Genomic DNA, 19254 nt, shown 5'->3' on the forward strand with positions numbered 1-19254 from the left:
GAAAATTATTCCGGCTTCTGGTAACTGTCGATCACTTCCTGCGCCGCCCTGAACGCATCGATCGCCGCCGGCACGCCGGCATACACCGCGCAATGCAGCAACGCCTCGCGAATTTCCTCTACGGTGCAGCCGTTGTTCAAGGCCCCGCGCACGTGGCCTTTCAATTCCTGCGGGCACTTGAGCGCGGTCAGCGCGGCGAGGGTGATCAGGCTGCGGGTTTTCAGCGGCAGGCCTTCGCGATTCCACACGCCGCCCCAGGCGTGTTCATTGACAAAGTCCTGCAGCGGCTGGGTGAACTCGGTGGCGTTGCCCAGTGCGCGGTCGACGAAGGCGTCGCCCATTACTTGGCGACGAACTTCAACGCCGGTTTTCTTATTCTCGGTCATGGGACTTCCTTCTTATGGTGTTGGCGATGCCAGGCGCGTAGCGACGTGAACAGCAAGAACGCCACCAGCGCCGGCAGGACGAAAAACAGCATCAGGTGTTCCAGCTTGCCGGCCAGTGGCATGCCGGTGGTGAACGACACCACGTGCAGCCCATACGCCAGGTACAGACCCAGAAACAGCAGGCCTTCGGCGCGGGTCACGCGGTAACCGGAATAGAACACCGGCAGGCACAGCGCCGCGACGCCGAGCATCACCGGCAGGTCGAACTCCAGGGCGTTGGGCGACACCGACAGCGGCGATGGCGCCACCAGGGCAGTAAAGCCGAGCACGCCCAGGAGGTTGAACAGGTTGCTGCCGATCACGTTGGCCACGGCGATATCACGTTCACCGCGCATTGCCGCAATCAACGAAGTGGCGAGCTCAGGCAGTGAGGTGCTGACGGCGACGATGGTCAGGCCGATGATCCGCTCCGACAACCCTAGATCGGTGGCGACCGCAACCGCGGCGCCCAGCAGCAAGTGCCCCGCGTACACCAGCATGGCCAGTCCGGCGACGATCATCAGCAGGCTGCTCAGCCATGGCGCTTGCGCATGATGGTCATGGCTCGATACCGGGCGTGCCGAGTGCCGCGACTGGCGCAGCAGCAAGCCCAGGTATATCGCCAGTGCCGTCAGCAGCATCACGCCGTCGACACGGGTCAGTTCTTCATTCCAGGCGAGTACGAACACCAGCAGGCTGGCACCGATCATCAGTGGAATATCCAGGCGTACCAGTTGCCGGGAAACCCGTAAAGGAATGATCAGGGCGGACAGCCCGAGGGTGACGAGGATGTTGAAAATGCTGCTGCCGATCACGCTGCCGACGGCGATGTCGGCATTCTGCGCCAGGGTCGCCTGCAGGCTGACCGCCATCTGCGGTGCGCTGCTGCCGAGGGCGACGATGGTCAGGCCGATGATCAGGGGGCGTATGTGTAACCGCGCGGCGATGCGTACGGCGGCGCGCACCATCAATTCGGCGCCGACAATCAGCAGGAACAATCCGCTGAGCAATTCGATCACGCTGATCAGGGGTAAGTCGGCTAGTCCGAAAATGGTCGGGGCTCCATCGGTCAGTCGTCGAGGGCTTGCACACGAACCCGCGCGGTGCCGCTGCGCAGCATGCCCAGGCGCTCGGCGGCTTCCTGGGACAGGTCGATCAGGCGGCCACGGGTGTGCGGCCCGCGATCATTGATGCGAACCACGCAGGACTTGTCGTTATTCAGGTTGGTGACCTTCACCCGCGTACCGAAGGGTAGCTGGCGATGGGCGGCGGTCATGGAATTCTTGTCGAAACGCTCGCCGCTGGCGGTGCGTTTGCCTTGGTGTTTGGAACCGTAGTACGACGCCACGCCGGTTTTGTCATAGCCGTGCGGGTCAACGGTGTCGGTGCTGGCGCAACCGGCCAGGAGCGAGAGGAGGGCGCAGGCGCCGAGCAGACGTTTCATTCGAAGGTTTCCCGAAACAAATGTGGGGGCGGGCTTTTGTGGCGAGGGGGCTTGCCCCCGTTGGGTTGCGAAGCGACCCCCATATCTGAATTCGGGTTCCATCTGGCACACCGCGTTTTCAGGTATCGGGACTGCTGCGCAGTCCAACGGGGGCAAGCCCCCTCGCCACAATCTCGCTTCCACAAGGACGGAGCCAGTAATGAATGCTGGCTCCATTTCTATCAGCCTTCGAGCTTGCTTTTCAGCAATTCGTTCACTTGTTGCGGGTTAGCCTTGCCTTTGGAAGCTTTCATGGCCTGGCCGACGAAGAAGCCGAACATCTTGCCGCGCTTGGCTTCGTCTGCCGCGCGGTATTGTTCGACTTGCTCGGCGTTGGCCGCGAGCATTTCATCCAGCACCGCCGAGATCGCGCCAGTGTCGGTCACTTGCTTGAGGCCGCGCTTGTCGATGATCTCGTCCGCGCTGCCTTCGCCGTTGGCCATCGCTTCAAACACGACCTTGGCGATCTTGCCGGAGATGGTGTTGTCCTTGATGCGCAGCAGCATGCCGCCCAGAAGCTCGGCGGAAACCGGCGACTGTTCGATATCCAGGCCCTGTTTGTTGAGCAGGCTGCCCAACTCGACCATCACCCAGTTCGCCGCCAGCTTGGCGTCGCCGCTGATGCTCGCGACCTTCTCGAAGTAGTCCGCCTGCTCGCGGCTGGTGGCCAGCACGTTGGCGTCGTACGCCGACAGACCGAACTGCGCCTGGAAGCGCTCGCGCTTCTGCGGCGGCAATTCCGGCAGGGTGGCGCGCACGTCGTCGAGGAAGGTGTTTTCGATCACGACTGGCAGCAGGTCCGGATCGGGGAAGTAACGGTAGTCGTTGGCTTCCTCTTTGCTGCGCATCGGACGGGTTTCGTCCTTGTTCGGATCGTACAGGCGGGTCTGCTGGATCACCTTGCCGCCGTCTTCGATCAGCTCGATCTGACGCTGGATTTCGCTGTTGATCGCTTTCTCGATGAAGCGGAACGAGTTGACGTTCTTGATCTCGCAGCGGGTGCCGAACTCGACCTGGCCTTTCGGACGGATCGATACGTTGCAGTCGCAACGCAGCGAGCCTTCGGCCATGTTGCCGTCGCAGATGCCCAGATAGCGCACCAGCGCGTGGATCGCCTTGACGTAAGCCACGGCTTCCTTGGCGCTGCGCATGTCCGGTTCGGAAACGATTTCCAGCAGCGGCGTGCCGGCACGGTTCAGGTCGATGCCGCTGGCGCCGCTGAATTCTTCGTGCAGGCTCTTGCCGGCGTCTTCTTCAAGGTGCGCGCGGGTGATGCCGACGCGTTTGACCGTGCCGTCTTCCAGGGCGATGTCCAGGTGGCCCTTGCCGACGATCGGCAATTCCATCTGGCTGATCTGGTAGCCCTTGGGCAGGTCCGGGTAGAAGTAGTTTTTACGGGCGAACACGTTGTGCTGGCCGATCTCGGCGTCAATCGCCAGACCGAACATCACCGCCATGCGCACCGCTTCCTGGTTCAGCACCGGCAACACGCCGGGCATGCCCAGGTCGATCAGGCTGGCCTGGGTGTTCGGTTCGGAGCCGAACTGGGTGGAACTACCGGAAAAGATTTTCGACCGGGTGGTGAGCTGGGTGTGAATCTCCAGCCCGATCACGACTTCCCATTGCATGTGTGTCTCCTCAGAAGCCGGTTGGGGTGCGGGTGTGCCAGTCAGTGTTGAGCTGATACTGGTGGGCAACGTTCAACAGGCGACCTTCCTGGAAATACGGGGCGAGCAGTTGCACGCCGACCGGCAGACCGTCGACAAAACCGGCCGGCATCGACAGGCCTGGCAGGCCGGCGAGGTTGGCGGTGATGGTGTAGACGTCCTCCAGGTACGCAGCGACCGGGTCGCTGTTCTTGGCGTCGAGCTTCCAGGCCGGGTTCGGCGTGGTTGGGCCGAGGATGATGTCGACCTCATTAAAGGCCGCCATGAAGTCGTTCTTGATCAAACGACGGATCTTCTGCGCCTTGAGGTAGTAGGCATCGTAGTAACCGGCGGACAGCGCGTAGGCACCGACCATGATCCGGCGCTGCACTTCCGCGCCGAAACCTTCGCCACGGGAACGCTTGTACAAGTCTTCCAGGTTTTTCGGGTCTTCGCAGCGATAGCCGAAGCGTACGCCGTCGAAACGCGACAGGTTGGAAGAGGCTTCCGCCGGGGCGATCACGTAGTACGCAGGAATCGCGTGCTGCATGTTCGGCAGGCTGATTTCCTTGATCACGGCGCCGAGTTTTTCCAGCTCCTTGATGCTGTTGTGGATCAGTTCGGCAATGCGCGGGTCGAGACCGGCGCTGAAGTATTCCTTCGGCACACCGATGCGCAGGCCTTGCAGCGAGCCGTTGAGGCTGGCGCTGTAGTCCGGCACGGGTTCATCGATGCTGGTGGAGTCGTTCGGATCGAAGCCGGCCATACCTTGCAACAAAATCGCGCAGTCTTCGGCCGTGCGCGCCAACGGGCCGCCCTGATCGAGGCTGGAGGCGTAGGCGATCATGCCCCAGCGCGAAACGCGACCGTACGTCGGTTTCAGGCCGGTGAGGTTGGTCAGGGCCGCCGGCTGACGGATCGAGCCGCCGGTGTCGGTGCCGGTGGCTGCCGGCAACAGACGAGCGGCCACCGCCGCCGCCGAACCACCGGACGAACCGCCCGGCACGTGTTCCAGGTTCCACGGGTTTTTCACCGCGCCGTAGTAGCTCGACTCGTTGGCCGAACCCATGGCGAATTCGTCCATGTTGGTCTTGCCCAGGGTCACGGCCCCGGCGGCAGCCAGCTTGGCTACGACAGTGGCGTCGTACGGTGCTTTAAAGTTGTCGAGCATCTTCGAGCCGCAACTGGTGCGAATGCCCTGGGTGCAGAACAGGTCCTTGTGGGCGATCGGCGCGCCGAGCAGGGCGCCGCTCTCACCATTGGCCCGGCGGGCGTCAGCGGCTTTCGCCTGCGTCAGCGCCAGGTCTTCGGTGAGGCTGATGAAACTGTTGAGCTGTGGATCGAGCTGGGCGATGCGCGCCAGCAGGACTTTGGTCAGCTCTTCGGAGGAAAACTTTTTATCGGCGAGTCCGCGGGCGATCTCGGCCAGAGTCAATTGATGCATTGCAGGCTCTTTCCCTTTAGTCGATGACTTTCGGAACCAGGTACAGGCCGTTTTCGACCGCTGGTGCGATGGACTGGTAGGCCTCGCGGTTATTGGTCTCGGTCACGACGTCCGCGCGCAGGCGCTGGCTGGCTTCCAGCGGGTGGGCCAGCGGTTCGATACCGTCGGTATTGACCGCCTGCATTTCGTCGACCAGCCCGAGAATGCTGTTGAGGGCCGAAGTGATATGTGGAAGATCGGCATCATTGAGGCCCAGACAGGCCAGATGAGCGATTTTTTCCACGTCGGAGCGTTCTAGCGCCATTGGGATTCTCCAGTGGAAAACAAAACGGACGGCGTCCGTGTGTTAGATTGTCGGAACACTACCGCACTTCTACGGTCATAAGGCCGCGATTGTGGGGCTTGGTGCACAGAAAAGCGGCCAATTTAACATATTGGCGCCTTGCCCAAAATCCCTGTCGTTGTTAGAGTTTGCCGCACTTTTTTACCCACGCGTTGCCTAGGGTCCCTTTCCCATGTTCAAGAAACTGCGTGGCATGTTTTCCAGCGATCTTTCCATTGACCTGGGCACTGCCAACACCCTTATTTACGTGCGCGAGCGCGGTATCGTCCTGAATGAGCCCTCCGTTGTGGCCATTCGGACACACGGTAACCAGAAAAGTGTCGTTGCTGTCGGCACCGAAGCCAAGCGCATGCTCGGCCGTACTCCGGGCAACATTGCTGCCATTCGTCCGATGAAGGACGGTGTGATCGCCGACTTCAGCGTGTGCGAAAAAATGCTGCAGTATTTTATCAACAAGGTTCACGAAAACAGCTTTCTGCAGCCTAGCCCGCGCGTGTTGATCTGCGTTCCATGCAAATCCACCCAGGTTGAGCGTCGCGCCATCCGTGAATCGGCCCTTGGCGCCGGTGCCCGTGAAGTGTTCCTGATCGAAGAGCCAATGGCGGCTGCGATCGGTGCCGGTCTGCCGGTTGAAGAAGCTCGCGGTTCGATGGTCGTGGATATCGGTGGCGGTACCACCGAAATTGCGCTGATCTCCCTGAACGGTGTGGTTTACGCCGAATCCGTTCGCGTTGGCGGCGACCGCTTCGACGAAGCGATCATCACCTACGTGCGTCGCAACTACGGCAGCCTGATCGGTGAATCCACCGCCGAGCGCATCAAGCAGGAAATCGGCACGGCCTACCCGGGCGGCGAAGTTCGCGAAGTCGACGTTCGTGGCCGTAACCTGGCTGAAGGCGTTCCACGCGCATTCACCCTGAACTCCAATGAAGTGCTGGAAGCTCTGCAAGAGTCCCTGGCAACCATCGTTCAGGCCGTGAAAAGCGCCCTGGAGCAATCGCCTCCGGAACTGGCTTCCGACATCGCCGAGCGCGGCCTGGTGCTGACCGGTGGTGGCGCCTTGCTGCGTGACCTGGACAAGTTGCTGGCCCAGGAAACCGGTCTGCCGGTGATCGTTGCCGAAGACCCGCTGACCTGCGTTGCTCGCGGCGGTGGCCGTGCATTGGAAATGATGGATAAACACACCATGGACCTGCTTTCCAGCGAATAAGTCGCCGGATCGCTTCTATGCTGTTGAGCGCGCAGGCGGCACTTTGCAGTGCTGCCTGTTCGCGTTTATCTTCTGTCAGTCTGCATCCAGGCCGGATTGCTGCCGTATGAATAAACAGAACATTTGCCTGGGAGGAGCGGCTTATTAAACCGCTTTTCACCAAGGGCCCTTCACTGGGCGTGCGCCTGTTGGTGCTGGTCGTGCTTTCGGTCGCGCTGATGGTGGTCGATGCCCGTTTCAGTCTGCTCAAGCCTGCACGCAGCCAGATGTCGCTGGTGCTGATGGACGCCTACTGGATCACCGACCTGCCCGGACGACTCTGGGAAGGCGTTGCCAGTCAGTTTGGCAGCCGGACCGAACTCGTCGCCGAAAACGAAAAACTCAAGACCGAGAACCTGCTGTTGCAGGGGCGCATGCAGAAGCTTGCCGCCCTGACCGAGCAGAACGTTCGGCTGCGCGAGCTGCTCAACTCTTCGGCACTGGTCAACGAGAAGGTCGAAGTGGCCGAGTTGATCGGCATGGACCCCAACCCCTTCACCCATCGCATCATCATCAACAAAGGTGAGCGCGACGGCGTGGTCCTCGGTCAGCCGGTGCTCGATGCCCGTGGCCTGATGGGCCAAGTGGTCGAGTTGATGCCCTACACCTCCCGCGTCCTGTTGCTGACCGACACCACCCACAGCATTCCGGTGCAGGTGAACCGTAACGGATTGCGGGCGATTGCCAGCGGCACCGGCAACCCGGAGCGCCTCGAATTGCGTCATGTGGCCGATACCGCCGACATCAAGGAAGGCGACTTGCTGGTCAGCTCTGGTCTCGGCCAACGTTTCCCGGCCGGTTATCCGGTGGCGACGGTCAAGGAAGTGATTCACGACTCCGGCCAGCCGTTTGCCATTGTCCGCGCCATTCCGACCGCCGCCTTGAACCGCAGCCGCTACCTGTTGCTGGTGTTCAGCGACACCCGTACCCCGGAAGAACGCGCCAACGCTGCCGCCCAGGCCCAGGAAAGCCTGGATGCACAGGGTGGTGGGCCGACCATTCCGGCGACGGTTCCGAAACTGGTCAGCCCCGCGGTCCCCGCCGCACCGGCCGCCGCACCGGCGATACCTGCCACGGCGGCGCCTGCGGCCACCGCACCCGTCAAGCCAGCCACCACGCCCGCCAAGCCTGCGGCCACGCATCCTGCGGCGGCTAAACCGCCGGCGGCGCAACCCGCTGCCGCGAAGCCTGCCGCCAAACCGCCAGTCTCCGCGCCGGCCACTCCAGTGGGGAGAGAATAATGGGCGGTGTAAAAGCATCCCGAAACGGCTGGATAGTCTGGCTGACGTTCGCCGTCGGTCTACTGCTCAGCGTTTCGCCATTGCCGCAATTCATGGAAATCCTGCGCCCGCTATGGCTGGCCTTGTTGCTGGCATTCTGGGCGTTGAACCTGCCGCAGACGGTCGGGATGGTGACGGCGTTTTGCCTGGGGCTGGCTGAAGACGTGCTCTACGGTACCTTGCTGGGGCAGAATGCCTTGATCCTGACGCTCATCACCTATCTGGTGCTGGCGCTGCAACAACGCCTGCGGATGTTCCCGATGTGGCAGCAGAGCCTGGTGATCCTGGTGATCTTCGGTCTCGCCCAACTGGTACAACTCTGGCTCAGTGCCTTGACCGGCAATCGTCAGCCGACGCTGGCGCTGGTGCTGCCGGCACTGGTCAGTGCATTGCTCTGGCCCTGGATCAGTTTCGGTTTGCGCGGATTGCGTCGACGCTACAAAATCAATTAATTCGCTCAGGCATTAGACAGGGAGAGGTCTTGATGAAACGGTTGTACCTCGCCTCTGGCTCGCCACGCCGGCGTGAATTGCTCACGCAGATCGGCGTTCCGTTCTCCGCCGTCAGTGCGGACATCGATGAAACTCCTATAGATCAAGAGTCCCCGTCGGCCTATGTCGAGCGTCTGGCGCGCGGCAAGGCCGAGGCCGGGCGCGGCAGCGTCGTGTCTGACGAGCCGTTCTGCGTGCTCGGTGCCGATACCGCCGTGGTGCTCGATGGAAAAATTCTCGGCAAACCGGTTGATCAAGCGGATGCCTGCGCCATGCTGATGATGTTGTCGGGGTGCGAGCATGAAGTCCTGACCGCGATTGCGCTGCTGGATGGCGAATGCTGCGAGTCCCGGGTTGTCACCAGTCGCGTGCGTTTTCGGGATATCAGTCGTGATGAAGCCGTGGCCTACTGGGCCAGCGGTGAACCACAGGACAAGGCGGGCGGTTATGGCATTCAAGGACTGGGTGCGGTGTTTGTCGCCGGGCTCAATGGAAGTTATTCAGCGGTGGTCGGACTGCCGCTTTGCGAAACCGCGGAACTGCTCGGCCATTTCGGCATACCCTGTTGGCAAACCCGGAACGCACGCTAAGCAACGTTCTGAACAGATGCGGCCATTATCGTGAACATGCCTGAACGAGACCCTGCCATGAGTGAAGAGATCCTGATCAACATCACGCCGATGGAGTCGCGCGTGGCGGTGGTCGAAAACGGTGTCCTGCAAGAGGTCCACGTCGAGCGTACGCAAAAGCGCGGGATCGTCGGCAACATCTATAAAGGCAAAGTCGTGCGGGTATTGCCGGGGATGCAGGCGGCATTCGTCGATATCGGCCTGGATCGTGCGGCGTTCATTCACGCGTCGGAAATTTCCCTGCGCGAAGGCCCGGCGGTCGAGAGCATCAGCGCACTGGTGCACGAAGGCCAGAGCCTGGTGGTGCAGGTGACCAAGGACCCGATCGGTTCCAAAGGCGCACGCCTGACCACCCAGCTGTCGATCCCTTCACGCTACCTGGTGTACATGCCGCGCACGGCCCATGTCGGGATTTCCCTGAAGATCGAAGACGAAGCCGAGCGCGAACGTCTCAAGCAAGTGGTCACCGATTGCGTGGCCAAGGAAGGTATCAAGGAGGCCGGCGGTTTCATCCTGCGTACGGCAGCCGAAGGCGCCGGCGCCGATGAAATCCTCATGGACATCCGCTACCTGCGCAGGCTCTGGGATCAGATCAGCGCCCAGATCAAAACCATCAGCGCGCCCAGCGTGATCTACGAAGACCTCGGTCTGGCGCTGCGCACCCTGCGTGACCTGGTAAGCCCGAAAATCGAGAAGATCCGCATCGACTCCCGGGAAACCTTCCAGAAGACCACGCAATTCGTCGCCGAATTGATGCCGGAGATTGCCGACCGTCTGGAGCATTATCCGGGCGAGCGGCCGATTTTCGACCTGTATGGCGTCGAAGACGAAATCCAGAAGGCCCTCGAGCGCAAGGTCCCGCTCAAGTCCGGCGGATATCTGGTGGTCGACCCGGCGGAAGCCATGAGCACCATCGACGTCAATACCGGGGCGTTCGTCGGTCATCGCAACCTCGAAGAAACCATCTTCAAGACCAACCTCGAAGCTGCGACGGCCATCGCCCGTCAATTGCGCCTGCGCAACCTCGGCGGAATCATCATCATCGACTTCATCGACATGGAAGATGAAGAGCACCAGCGCCAGGTGCTGCGCACGCTCGAGAAGCAGTTGGAACGCGATCACGCCAAGACCAACATCATCGGTATCACCGAGCTGGGCCTGGTGCAGATGACCCGCAAGCGCACCCGCGAAAGCCTTGAACAGGTCTTGTGCGAGCCGTGCAACGCCTGTCAGGGGCGCGGCAAGCTCAAGACGCCGGAAACCGTTTGCTACGAAATCTTTCGCGAAATCCTGCGTGAGGCTCGCGCCTATCAGGCAGAGGGCTATCGTGTATTGGCCAACCAGAAAGTTGTCGACCGTCTGCTCGACGAGGAGTCGGGCAACGTCGCCGAGCTGGAAGGGTTTATCGGGCGCACCATCCGTTTCCAGGTCGAAACCATGTATTCCCAGGAACAATACGACGTGGTGCTGCTCTGAAGCGTTTCGTTTTGATTATTCGAGAATGGCTGGCCTCAGCTTTTTGCAAAACTTTTGCCATGGGGGCCATCTGACATGGACCGTCTGACACGCATTTTGGCCGCACTGACCCGCTGGGGTCTAGGCCTGTGCGCGTTGGTTTTGGTGTTGATGGCGCTCTACGTCAGCCTTGGCCGGGAGCTGACGCCGCTGGTCGCCGAGTACCGTGCCGATATCGAAACCAAAGCCAGCGATGCCTTGGGCATGCCGCTGCAAATCGGCGAGCTGGAAGGCAACTGGAGTGGATTCGCCCCCGTATTGATGGCGCGCGACGTGACCGTCGGCGAGGGCGCCAATGCCCTGCACCTGGATCAGGTGCGCGCGGTGCCGGACCTTTGGGCCAGTCTGCTGGCGCGTCAGGTGCGCGTCGCTCATCTGGAACTCAGCGGCCTGAAGGTCAGCGTCAAGGAGGGCGACGACGGTCAATGGGCGCTGGAAGGTTTGCCGGTGCAACAGGACCAGCCGACCGATCCGGAACAATTGCTCAATCGCATGCAGATGATCCAGCAACTGTCGGTGCTCGACAGCCAGGTGACCTTGCAGCCCTTTGCACATTCACCGCTGACCCTGACCTACGTCGGCCTGAATCTGAAAACCGGTGCGTCGCGGCAGCGTCTCGACGCCCGCCTGACCCTGCCCGACGGCCAGCCCGTGGCCATGAGCTTGCGTACCCGCATTCGAGCCAGTCAATGGCAGGACGGTGAAGCCGAGGTCTACCTGAGCCTGCCGCAAAGCGACTGGTCGAAGTGGCTGCCCGAGCGCGTCAGCCAGCAATGGAATTTCTCCGAGATCAAGGCCGGCGGCGAGCTGTGGCTGACCTGGGGCAAAGGCCTCTTGCAAAGCGCTGCAGTGCGCTTGAACGCGCCACAACTCAAGGGCGCCTACGCCGAGCGCAAGCCGATCCAGATCAACAACCTGGCACTCAATGGCTACTTCGAACGCAGTGCCGAAGGCATTCAGGTGACCCTGGATTCCCTGGCAATGAACCTGGGCGACGTCCGCTGGGAAACGCATTTGCAGCTCAAGCAAAGCGCTGCCACCGACAAGACCGAAGAACTCTGGCATCTACAGGCCGACCGCGTCGACCTGACCCCGCTCACGCCGCTGCTCAATGCCCTGGCGCCGTTTCCGCAAGGCTTTGCCACCGTTGTCGAGCGGCTCAAGGTGCAGGGCGGACTGCGCAATGTGTTGATCGACGTGCGACCCAACGCCACCGATGACAGCAAGTTCAGCTTTGCCGCCAACCTCGACCAGGTGGGCTTCGATGCCTATCACGGTGCGCCGGCGGCGCGAAATGTCAGCGGCAGCATCAGCGGTGACCTGGGGCACGGCGAACTGCGCATGGACAGCAAGGATTTCATGCTGCACCTGGACCCGATTTTCGCCAAGCCATGGCAGTACATTCAGGCCAACGCGCGGCTGACCTGGAAACTCGATAAAGAAGGTTTCACCCTGATTGCGCCCTATCTGAAGGTGCTGGGCGAGGAGGGCAAGATTGCCGGCGACTTCCTGATTCGCCTGCATTTCGATCACACCCAGGAAGACTACATGGACCTGCGGGTGGGCATGGTGGACGGCGACGGTCGCTACACCGCCAAGTACTTGCCGACGGTCCTCAGCCCGGCGCTGGACGAATGGCTGCGCACGGCGATTCTCAAGGGCGCGGTGGACCAGGGCTTCTTCCAGTATCAAGGGTCGCTCAACCACGGTGCCGCGGACGTCGATCGCAGCATCAGCCTGTACTTCAAGGTTCACGATGCCGAACTGGCCTTCCAGCCGGGCTGGCCCCATGTCAGCAAGGTCAGCGGCGATGTGTTTGTCGAAGACAGCGGCGTGCGGATCCTGGCCAGCAAAGGCCAGTTGCTCGACACCCAGGTCAGCGATGTTTACGTCAACATTCCCCATGTGCCTGCGGGGCAGAACGTTCATTTGTTCCTCGATGGCGGATTTGCCGGCGGTTTGGGCGATGGCCTGAAAATCCTCCAGGAGGCGCCGATCGGCACCGGGGCGACCTTTGCCGGCTGGGAAGGCGAGGGTGAACTGAGCGGCAAGTTGAAGCTGGATATTCCGCTGGCAAAAGGCGAGGAACCGAAGATCCTCGTCGATTTCAAGACCGCCAGGGCACGCTTGAAGCTGGCCGAGCCGGTGCTGGAGCTGACCCAGCTCAAAGGTGACTTCCGTTTCGACAGCGCCAAAGGCCTGAGCGGGCAGAACATCGGCGCCCGGGCATTCGACAAACCGGTCACTGCACAGATTTTTGCCGATGGCAGCCCGGGTAAGCTCAATACTCGGGTAACCGCGTCGGGCCAGGTCGAGGTCAAGAAACTGACCGACTGGCTGAAGGTGACCCAGCCTCTGCCGGTGAGTGGCGTGATCCCTTATCAACTGCAACTGACCCTCAATGGCCCCGACAGCCAATTGCGGGTCAACTCCAACCTCAAGGGCGTGGCGGTCGATTTGCCTGCGCCCTTCGGCATGGCCGCCGATGTCGGGCGCGACACGACGTTTCGCATGACGTTACAGGGCGACGAGCGGCGCTATTGGGTCAATTACGGGGATCTGGCGAATTTCACGTTTGCGGCCCCGGCCGGCAATTTCGCCGAGGGTCGCGGGGACTTGTTCCTCGGTGGCGGCGAGGCGGTGTTGCCGGACACCAAAGGCCTGCGGGTACGGGGCGTGTTGTCCGAGCTGGACGTAGGCCCGTGGAAGGATCTGGTGGATAAATACGCCGGGCAGGACCCCGGCGGGAGCGCCAAGCAATTGCTCAGCGGTGCGGACTTCAAGGTAGGCAAACTCAGCGGTATCGGCACCACGCTTGATCAGGCTTCGATTCAGCTGGCGCGCAAACCCTCCGCCTGGGCGCTGCAACTCGACAGCCAGCAGATCAAGGGCAGCGCCAACCTGCCCGATTCGAAGGCCACGCCAGTCACGATCAATCTGCAAACCGTGCGCTTGCCTGCACCGGACCCGACCGTGCTGGCCGATGAGAACTCGCCGGATCCGTTGGCGTCGGTGGACCCGACGAAAATCCCGGCAATGGACATCACGATCAATCAGTTATTCCAGGGCCAGGATCTGGTCGGTACCTGGTCGCTGAAGGTTCGCCCGACGGCCAGGGGGATTGTGTTCAACTCGCTGGATCTGGGACTCAAGGGCATGCTGCTGGTGGGCAGTGGTGGCTGGGAAGGCGTACCCGGCGCCAGCAACAGCTGGTACAAGGGCCGCATGAGCGGCAAGAACCTCGCCGATGTGCTCAAGGGCTGGGGGTTTGCGCCGAGTGTCACCAGCCGGGACTTTTATATGGATGTCGATGGCCGCTGGCCCGGCTCGCCGGCGTGGGTGGCGACCAAGCGTTTCTCCGGATCGCTCGATGCGACACTCAATCAGGGCCAGTTCGTCGAAGTCGAAGGCAGTGCCCAGGCGCTGCGGGTATTTGGTTTGCTCAACTTCAACTCCATCGGCCGGCGCCTGCGCCTGGACTTCTCCGACCTGTTCGGCAAAGGCCTGAGCTACGACCGGGTCAAGGGGCTGCTGGTCGGGACGAATGGTGTGTATGTCACCCGTCAGCCAATCCAGCTGACTGGCCCGTCGAGCACCATCGAACTCGACGGCACGCTGAACATGGTGGCCGATCAGATCGATGCGAAACTGATGGTGACCCTGCCGGTGACCAATAACCTGCCGATTGCCGCGCTGATCGTCGGCGCACCGGCGGTTGGCGGGGCGCTGTTCCTGATCGACAAGCTGATCGGTGACCGGGTCTCCCGTTTCGCCAGTGTGAAGTACACCGTCAAAGGGCCGTGGAAAGAACCGAAAATCACCTTCGACAAGGCTTTTTGAAAAACCATTTTCCAGACCTATGGAGTAGCATGGCTGTACGGTTCACCTGTAGGAGCTGCCGCAGGCTGCGATCTTTTTACCTTTATTTTTCAAGATCAAAAGATCGCAGCCTGCGGCAGCTCCTACAGGAACGCATTGTTTCAATAGGGAAAAGGCCATGTCTGTAGCGGTGATTCAAATGGTCAGCCAGAGCGATGTGCTGGCCAATCTGGCCCAGGCTCGTCGACTGCTCGAGCAAGCGGCCGCCGGCGGCGCGAAACTCGCGGTATTGCCGGAAAATTTCGCCGCCATGGGCCGGCGCGACGTTGCCGACATCGGGCGCGCCGAAGCCCTGGGCGAAGGCCCGATCCTGCCCTGGTTGAAACAGACCGCACGCGACCTCAGGTTATGGATAGTGGCCGGCACGTTGCCGTTGCCGCCGGTGGATCAGCCGGCGGCCAAGGCGCATGCCTGTTCGTTGCTGGTCGATGACCAGGGCGAAACGGTGGCGCGCTACGACAAGCTGCACCTGTTCGACGTGGACGTGGCGGACAATCGTGGCCGTTACCGTGAGTCCGATGACTATGCTTATGGCAGCGGTGTGGTCGTGGCGGATACCCCGGTTGGCCGGGTCGGCCTGACGGTCTGCTATGACCTGCGCTTTCCCGAACTGTACAGCGAACTGCGGGCTGCCGGCGCGGAGCTGATTACCGCTCCCTCGGCCTTCACCGCGGTGACCGGCGCGGCGCATTGGGATGTGCTGATTCGTGCGCGGGCCATCGAGACCCAATGTTATGTGCTTGCGGCTGCCCAGGGCGGCACGCATCCGGGGCCGCGGGAAACCTTCGGGCATGCCGCCATCGTCGACCCGTGGGGGCGGGTGCTGGCACAACAGGATCAAGGCGAGGCCGTGCTGCTGGCCGAACGCGACAGCAGCGAACAGGCGTCCATCCGGGCGCGGATGCCGGTGTCCAGTCACCGGCGCTTTTTCTCGCAGGGCGCCCAGCGGCCTGCATCAGAAACACGAATTTAAGGCGTAAAGCATATGAGCGAGTTGTTGTCCTCAGTCAGTGAACACCTGCTGGCGCCCGGTGGCGTCACGATCGAGAGCCTGCAAGGCGTGCTCGGCGACCTGGCCGGGCCGGGCATCGATGCCGCCGACCTGTATTTCCAGGGGCAGATCTCCGAGTCCTGGGCGCTGGAAGACGGCATCGTCAAGGAAGGCAGCTTCAACCTTGACCAGGGTGTCGGCGTACGTGCGCAATCGGGTGAGAAAACCGGTTTTGCCTACAGCAATGCCATCACCCTTGAAGCCCTGGGGGCGGCGGCGCGTGCCGCCCGTTCGATTTCCCGGGCCGGGCAGCACGGTACCGTACAGGCCTTTACCAGCCAGGATGTCGCGCAGTTGTATGCGCCGGACAACCCCCTGGAAGTGCTGACCCGTGCCGAAAAGGTCGATTTGCTCAAGCGCGTCGACGCCGCGACCCGCGCCCTCGACCCACGTATCCAGCAGGTTACCGTGAGCATGGCCGGTGTCTGGGAGCGGATTCTGGTGGCGTCCACCGACGGCGGCCTGGCGGCGGATGTACGCCCGCTGGTGCGATTCAATGTCAGTGTGATCGTCGAGCAGAACGGTCGCCGCGAGCGTGGTGGTCATGGCGGTGGCGGTCGCACCGATTACCGCTATTTCCTCGGTGAAGACCGCGCCATGGGCTATGCCCGTGAAGCGTTGCGCCAGGCGCTGGTCAACCTTGAAGCCATTCCGGCGCCTGCCGGTACCTTGCCGGTGGTACTCGGCTCCGGCTGGTCGGGCGTGCTGCTGCACGAAGCCGTCGGGCATGGTCTGGAAGGCGACTTCAACCGCAAGGGCAGCTCGGCTTATAGCGGGCGCATGGGCGAGATGGTTGCCTCCAAACTGTGCACCATCGTCGATGACGGCACCCTGGCCGGCCGTCGCGGTTCGTTGAGCGTCGATGACGAAGGCACGCCGACCGAGTGCACCACGCTGATCGAAAACGGCGTACTCAAGGGCTACATGCAGGACAAGCTCAACGCCCGTCTGATGGGTGTGGCACGCACCGGCAACGGTCGTCGCGAGTCTTACGCGCACCTGCCGATGCCGCGCATGACCAACACCTACATGCTCGCCGGCGAAAGTGATCCGCAAGAAATCATCGCCTCGGTGAAACGCGGCATCTATTGCGCCAACCTCGGCGGCGGGCAGGTGGACATCACCAGTGGCAAGTTCGTGTTCTCCACCAGCGAGGCGTACCTGATCGAGGACGGCAAGATCACAGCTCCAGTCAAGGGCGCGACCCTGATCGGCAACGGGCCGGAAGCCATGAGCAAGGTGTCGATGGTCGGTAATGATCTGTCGCTGGACAGCGGCGTGGGCACATGTGGCAAGGATGGGCAGTCGGTGCCGGTGGGTGTCGGCCAGCCAACGCTGAAGATTGATGCGATCACCGTGGGTGGCACGGGGTCGTAAGGAGATACACCGCCTTTGTAGGAGCTGCCGAAGGCTGCGATCTTTTGATCTTTAAAAAGCAAAGATCGCAGCCTTCGGCAGCTCCTACAAGGGCTGCGATGACTCAACGCAGTCCGCGTTGAGTCTCGTCCAGCTCACGGATGTATTTGAAGATTTTACGGCTGGAAGCAGGAGGCTTGTTTTGCGCAACCTCATGCTGGGCCTGACGGATCAGGGAGCGCAGTTGCTGGCGATCCGCGTCGGGGTATTCGACGACGAATTTTTCCAGTACGGCGTCGTCACCGGCAATCAGACGATCGCGCCAGCGTTCCAGGTTATGGAAGCGTTCGTTGTATTGACGGGTGGAGGCATCGAGTTGATCGAGCAGAACCAGAATCGCGTCAGTGTCCTGATCGCGCATCAGTTTGCCGATGAACTGAAGGTGCCGTTTACGCGCGATATTCGCGGTGTGCTTGGGCGCATCGGCCAGGGCCCGGCGCAATCCGTCGGTCAATGGCAGTTTGTTGAGCAAGTCAGGCTTGAGCGTTGTAAGGCGCTCGCCGAGGTCAACCAGAGCATGCAGCTCGCGTTTGACCTGGGATTTGCTTTTTTCTCCCGTATCGAGGGAGTCGTCGTAAGAATCAACCATGGTGGCAGTCCGCAAAGAAACGTCGCCATGATAACCAGTCGGGGGCCGCTTGTCCGGCCCGGTCGCTCGATGACCGTTACCGAAAGCAGAATTTGAGTGGAGAACAGCATGAGTGCAGTTGAAAGCGTCGGCCCACAAGCATTGCCGGCACTGCAGGAACAGGTCGAGCAGATCATCGCTGAAGCCAGGCGCCAGGGAGCCAGCGCCTGTGAAGTGGCCGTCTCCCTGGAGCAGGGCCTTTCGACGTCGGTGCGCCAGCGTGAAGTCGAAACGGTCGAGTTCAACCGCGATCAGGGTTTTGGCATCACCCTGTACGTAGGCCAGCGCAAGGGCTCGGCCAGCACGTCGGCCAGCGGTCCGGAAGCGATTCGCGAAACGGTAGCCGCTGCTCTGGCTATCGCCAAACACACCTCGGAAGATGAAGCCTCGGGCCTGGCCGATGCCGCGTTGATGGCGCGGGATCTTCAGGATTTCGACCTCTTTCACCAGTGGGACATCACGCCGGAGCAAGCCATCGAGCAGGCCCTGACCTGTGAAGCCGCGGCGTTTGCCGCCGACAGCCGGATCAAGAACGCCGACGGTACCACCCTCAGCACCCATCAGGGCTGCCGCGTTTATGGCAACAGTCACGGGTTTATCGGTGGTTATGCGTCGACTCGCCACAGTCTCAGCTGCGTGATGATTGCTGAAGCGGACGGCCAGATGCAGCGTGATTACTGGTACGACGTGAACCGTCAGGGCAACTTGCTGGCCGATCCGGTAAGCATCGGCCAGCGTGCCGCGCAACGGGCGGCGAGCCGTCTGGGCGCGCGTCCGGTGCCGACCTGCGAGGTGCCGGTGCTGTTTTCCGCAGAGTTGGCGGGTGGCCTGTTCGGCAGTTTCCTGTCGGCGATTTCCGGCGGCAGCCTGTATCGCAAGTCGTCGTTCCTTGAAGGTACGCTGGGCCAGAAGCTCTTTCCGGAGTGGCTGACCATCGACGAGCGCCCACACTTGATGCGTGCCATGGGCAGCGCGGCGTTCGATGGTGATGGTCTGGCAACCTACGCCAAGCCGTTCGTCGAAAAAGGCGAGTTGGTGTCGTACATCCTCGGCACCTACTCCGGCCGCAAGCTCGGCATGCCGAGCACCGCCAATGCCGGCGGGGTGCATAACCTGTTCGTCACCCATGGCGAAGAAGACCAGGCGGCCTTGCTGCGGCGCATGGGACGCGGGCTGTTGGTGACCGAGCTGATGGGGCAGGGCCTGAACATGGTAACCGGTGACTATTCCCGCGGCGCGGCGGGTTACTGGGTCGAGAACGGCGAAATCCAGTTCGCGGTCCAGGAAGTGACCATCGCCGGCAGCATGCGCGATATGTTCAAGCAGATCGTGGCCGTGGGTAATGATCTTGAGTTGCGTAGCAACATTCGTACAGGCTCGGTGCTGATCGAGCGGATGACCGTAGCGGGTAGCTAAGCCTCCCCGTTACACAAAAGATCGCAGCCTTCGGCGCAAACCACTGTAGGAGCTGCCGCAGGCTGCGATCTTTTGATCTTTATTCGCCTTCGTCGAAGAAGTTGTTGATCAACGCCACCAGCGCATCCAGGGCTTCCTGTTCCTGCTCGCCCTCTGTGCTCAAGTGGATCTTGGTGCCTTTGCCGGCGGCCAGCATCATCATCGCCATGATGCTTTTGCCATCGACCATGGACTCTGGTGTGCGACCGGCCCGGATCTGGCACGGGAACTGACCTGCGACCCCAACGAATTTTGCAGAAGCGCGGGCGTGCAGGCCCAGTTTATTGATGATTTCGATTTCCAGAGCAGGCATCGCGATG

17 protein-coding genes are annotated in these 19254 nt (G+C 61.6%); 9 read left to right on the top strand and 8 right to left on the bottom strand.

The genetic code is table 11. From position 1 onward, the window contains the following. Positions 1-5: 5 nt before the first annotated feature. The 6 genes from ACEN83_RS03485 to gatC form a co-directional block, all read right to left on the bottom strand. Positions 6-386, bottom strand: a complete 381-nt coding sequence (locus ACEN83_RS03485) for a carboxymuconolactone decarboxylase family protein (protein ID WP_007976475.1) — start codon at positions 384-386, stop codon at positions 6-8. Then, positions 383-1444, bottom strand: a complete 1062-nt coding sequence (locus ACEN83_RS03490; RefSeq protein WP_495579516.1) for a calcium/sodium antiporter — start codon at positions 1442-1444, stop codon at positions 383-385. Before ACEN83_RS03490 ends, ACEN83_RS03485 begins: the two co-directional genes overlap by 4 nt. Positions 1445-1494: 50 nt before the next feature. After that, a complete protein-coding gene (locus ACEN83_RS03495) occupies positions 1495-1869 on the bottom strand; it encodes a septal ring lytic transglycosylase RlpA family protein (RefSeq protein ID WP_218482346.1) in 375 nt (124 codons plus the stop codon). 221 nt (positions 1870-2090) lie between these two features. After that, entirely contained in the window at positions 2091-3536 is a 1446-nt protein-coding gene (gene gatB / locus ACEN83_RS03500; RefSeq protein ID WP_116580960.1) for an Asp-tRNA(Asn)/Glu-tRNA(Gln) amidotransferase subunit GatB, read from the bottom strand. A gap of 10 nt (positions 3537-3546) precedes the next feature. Then, entirely contained in the window at positions 3547-4998 is a 1452-nt protein-coding gene (gatA, locus tag ACEN83_RS03505; RefSeq protein ID WP_495579517.1) for an Asp-tRNA(Asn)/Glu-tRNA(Gln) amidotransferase subunit GatA, read from the bottom strand. A 16-nt stretch (positions 4999-5014) separates the two neighbouring features. Then, positions 5015-5302: an Asp-tRNA(Asn)/Glu-tRNA(Gln) amidotransferase subunit GatC gene (gatC, locus tag ACEN83_RS03510; RefSeq protein WP_007976465.1), complete on the bottom strand. Its 288-nt coding sequence runs from the start codon at positions 5300-5302 to the stop codon at positions 5015-5017. A gap of 211 nt (positions 5303-5513) precedes the next feature. Between gatC and mreB the strand changes: the two genes are divergently transcribed. The 8 genes from mreB (at position 5514) to tldD (ending at position 16812) form a co-directional block, all read left to right on the top strand. After that, entirely contained in the window at positions 5514-6551 is a 1038-nt protein-coding gene (gene mreB / locus ACEN83_RS03515) for a rod shape-determining protein MreB (protein WP_002555108.1), read from the top strand. Between the two features lie 143 nt (positions 6552-6694). Continuing rightward, a complete protein-coding gene (mreC, locus tag ACEN83_RS03520) occupies positions 6695-7831 on the top strand; it encodes a rod shape-determining protein MreC (RefSeq protein WP_116580961.1) in 1137 nt (378 codons plus the stop codon). Continuing rightward, positions 7831-8322, top strand: a complete 492-nt coding sequence (gene mreD / locus ACEN83_RS03525; RefSeq protein ID WP_007970244.1) for a rod shape-determining protein MreD — start codon at positions 7831-7833, stop codon at positions 8320-8322. Before mreC ends, mreD begins: the two co-directional genes overlap by 1 nt. 32 nt (positions 8323-8354) lie before the next feature. Further along, positions 8355-8951 (top strand): Maf family protein, encoded by a 597-nt coding sequence (locus ACEN83_RS03530; RefSeq protein ID WP_495579518.1) that lies wholly within the window; start codon positions 8355-8357, stop codon positions 8949-8951. A 57-nt stretch (positions 8952-9008) separates the two neighbouring features. Continuing rightward, positions 9009-10466: a ribonuclease G gene (gene rng / locus ACEN83_RS03535; RefSeq protein WP_007970246.1), complete on the top strand. Its 1458-nt coding sequence runs from the start codon at positions 9009-9011 to the stop codon at positions 10464-10466. 75 nt (positions 10467-10541) lie between these two features. Continuing rightward, entirely contained in the window at positions 10542-14345 is a 3804-nt protein-coding gene (locus tag ACEN83_RS03540) for a YhdP family protein (protein WP_495579519.1), read from the top strand. Between the two features lie 157 nt (positions 14346-14502). Next, a complete protein-coding gene (locus tag ACEN83_RS03545) occupies positions 14503-15357 on the top strand; it encodes a carbon-nitrogen hydrolase family protein (protein ID WP_495579520.1) in 855 nt (284 codons plus the stop codon). A 12-nt stretch (positions 15358-15369) separates the two neighbouring features. Continuing rightward, a complete protein-coding gene (tldD, locus tag ACEN83_RS03550) occupies positions 15370-16812 on the top strand; it encodes a metalloprotease TldD (RefSeq protein ID WP_007970251.1) in 1443 nt (480 codons plus the stop codon). Positions 16813-16915: 103 nt separating this feature from the next. On the opposite strand, the gene yjgA is transcribed toward tldD, so the two are convergent. Continuing rightward, a complete protein-coding gene (yjgA, locus tag ACEN83_RS03555; RefSeq protein ID WP_007970253.1) occupies positions 16916-17440 on the bottom strand; it encodes a ribosome biogenesis factor YjgA in 525 nt (174 codons plus the stop codon). A gap of 108 nt (positions 17441-17548) precedes the next feature. On the opposite strand from yjgA, the gene pmbA reads away from it, so the two are divergent. After that, on the top strand, positions 17549-18895 hold the full coding sequence (gene pmbA, locus ACEN83_RS03560) for a metalloprotease PmbA (protein ID WP_495579521.1): 1347 nt from the start codon (positions 17549-17551) through the stop codon (positions 18893-18895). A 79-nt stretch (positions 18896-18974) separates the two neighbouring features. On the opposite strand, the gene ACEN83_RS03565 is transcribed toward pmbA, so the two are convergent. Then, positions 18975-19247 carry an HPr family phosphocarrier protein gene (locus ACEN83_RS03565; protein WP_116580965.1) on the bottom strand — a complete coding sequence of 91 codons (273 nt, stop codon included), beginning with the start codon at positions 19245-19247 and terminating at the stop codon, positions 18975-18977. Between the last annotated feature and the right edge of the window lie 7 nt (positions 19248-19254).

The organism is Pseudomonas sp. Pseusp49 (assembly GCF_059491875.1).

Excerpts from the sequence above, each read along its gene's own strand:
- ACEN83_RS03485 (WP_007976475.1), bottom strand. The coding sequence starts at position 386 with ATGACCGAGAATAAGAAAACCGGCGTTGAAGTTCGTCGCCAAGTAATG.
- ACEN83_RS03495 (WP_218482346.1), bottom strand. The coding sequence starts at position 1,869 with ATGAAACGTCTGCTCGGCGCCTGCGCCCTCCTCTCGCTCCTGGCCGGT.
- gatB (WP_116580960.1), bottom strand. The coding sequence starts at position 3,536 with ATGCAATGGGAAGTCGTGATCGGGCTGGAGATTCACACCCAGCTCACC.
- gatA (WP_495579517.1), bottom strand. The coding sequence starts at position 4,998 with ATGCATCAATTGACTCTGGCCGAGATCGCCCGCGGACTCGCCGATAAA.
- gatC (WP_007976465.1), bottom strand. The coding sequence starts at position 5,302 with ATGGCGCTAGAACGCTCCGACGTGGAAAAAATCGCTCATCTGGCCTGT.
- mreB (WP_002555108.1), top strand. The coding sequence starts at position 5,514 with ATGTTCAAGAAACTGCGTGGCATGTTTTCCAGCGATCTTTCCATTGAC.
- mreD (WP_007970244.1), top strand. The coding sequence starts at position 7,831 with ATGGGCGGTGTAAAAGCATCCCGAAACGGCTGGATAGTCTGGCTGACG.
- ACEN83_RS03530 (WP_495579518.1), top strand. The coding sequence starts at position 8,355 with ATGAAACGGTTGTACCTCGCCTCTGGCTCGCCACGCCGGCGTGAATTG.
- rng (WP_007970246.1), top strand. The coding sequence starts at position 9,009 with ATGAGTGAAGAGATCCTGATCAACATCACGCCGATGGAGTCGCGCGTG.
- ACEN83_RS03540 (WP_495579519.1), top strand. The coding sequence starts at position 10,542 with ATGGACCGTCTGACACGCATTTTGGCCGCACTGACCCGCTGGGGTCTA.
- ACEN83_RS03545 (WP_495579520.1), top strand. The coding sequence starts at position 14,503 with ATGTCTGTAGCGGTGATTCAAATGGTCAGCCAGAGCGATGTGCTGGCC.
- tldD (WP_007970251.1), top strand. The coding sequence starts at position 15,370 with ATGAGCGAGTTGTTGTCCTCAGTCAGTGAACACCTGCTGGCGCCCGGT.
- yjgA (WP_007970253.1), bottom strand. The coding sequence starts at position 17,440 with ATGGTTGATTCTTACGACGACTCCCTCGATACGGGAGAAAAAAGCAAA.
- pmbA (WP_495579521.1), top strand. The coding sequence starts at position 17,549 with ATGAGTGCAGTTGAAAGCGTCGGCCCACAAGCATTGCCGGCACTGCAG.
- ACEN83_RS03565 (WP_116580965.1), bottom strand. The coding sequence starts at position 19,247 with ATGCCTGCTCTGGAAATCGAAATCATCAATAAACTGGGCCTGCACGCC.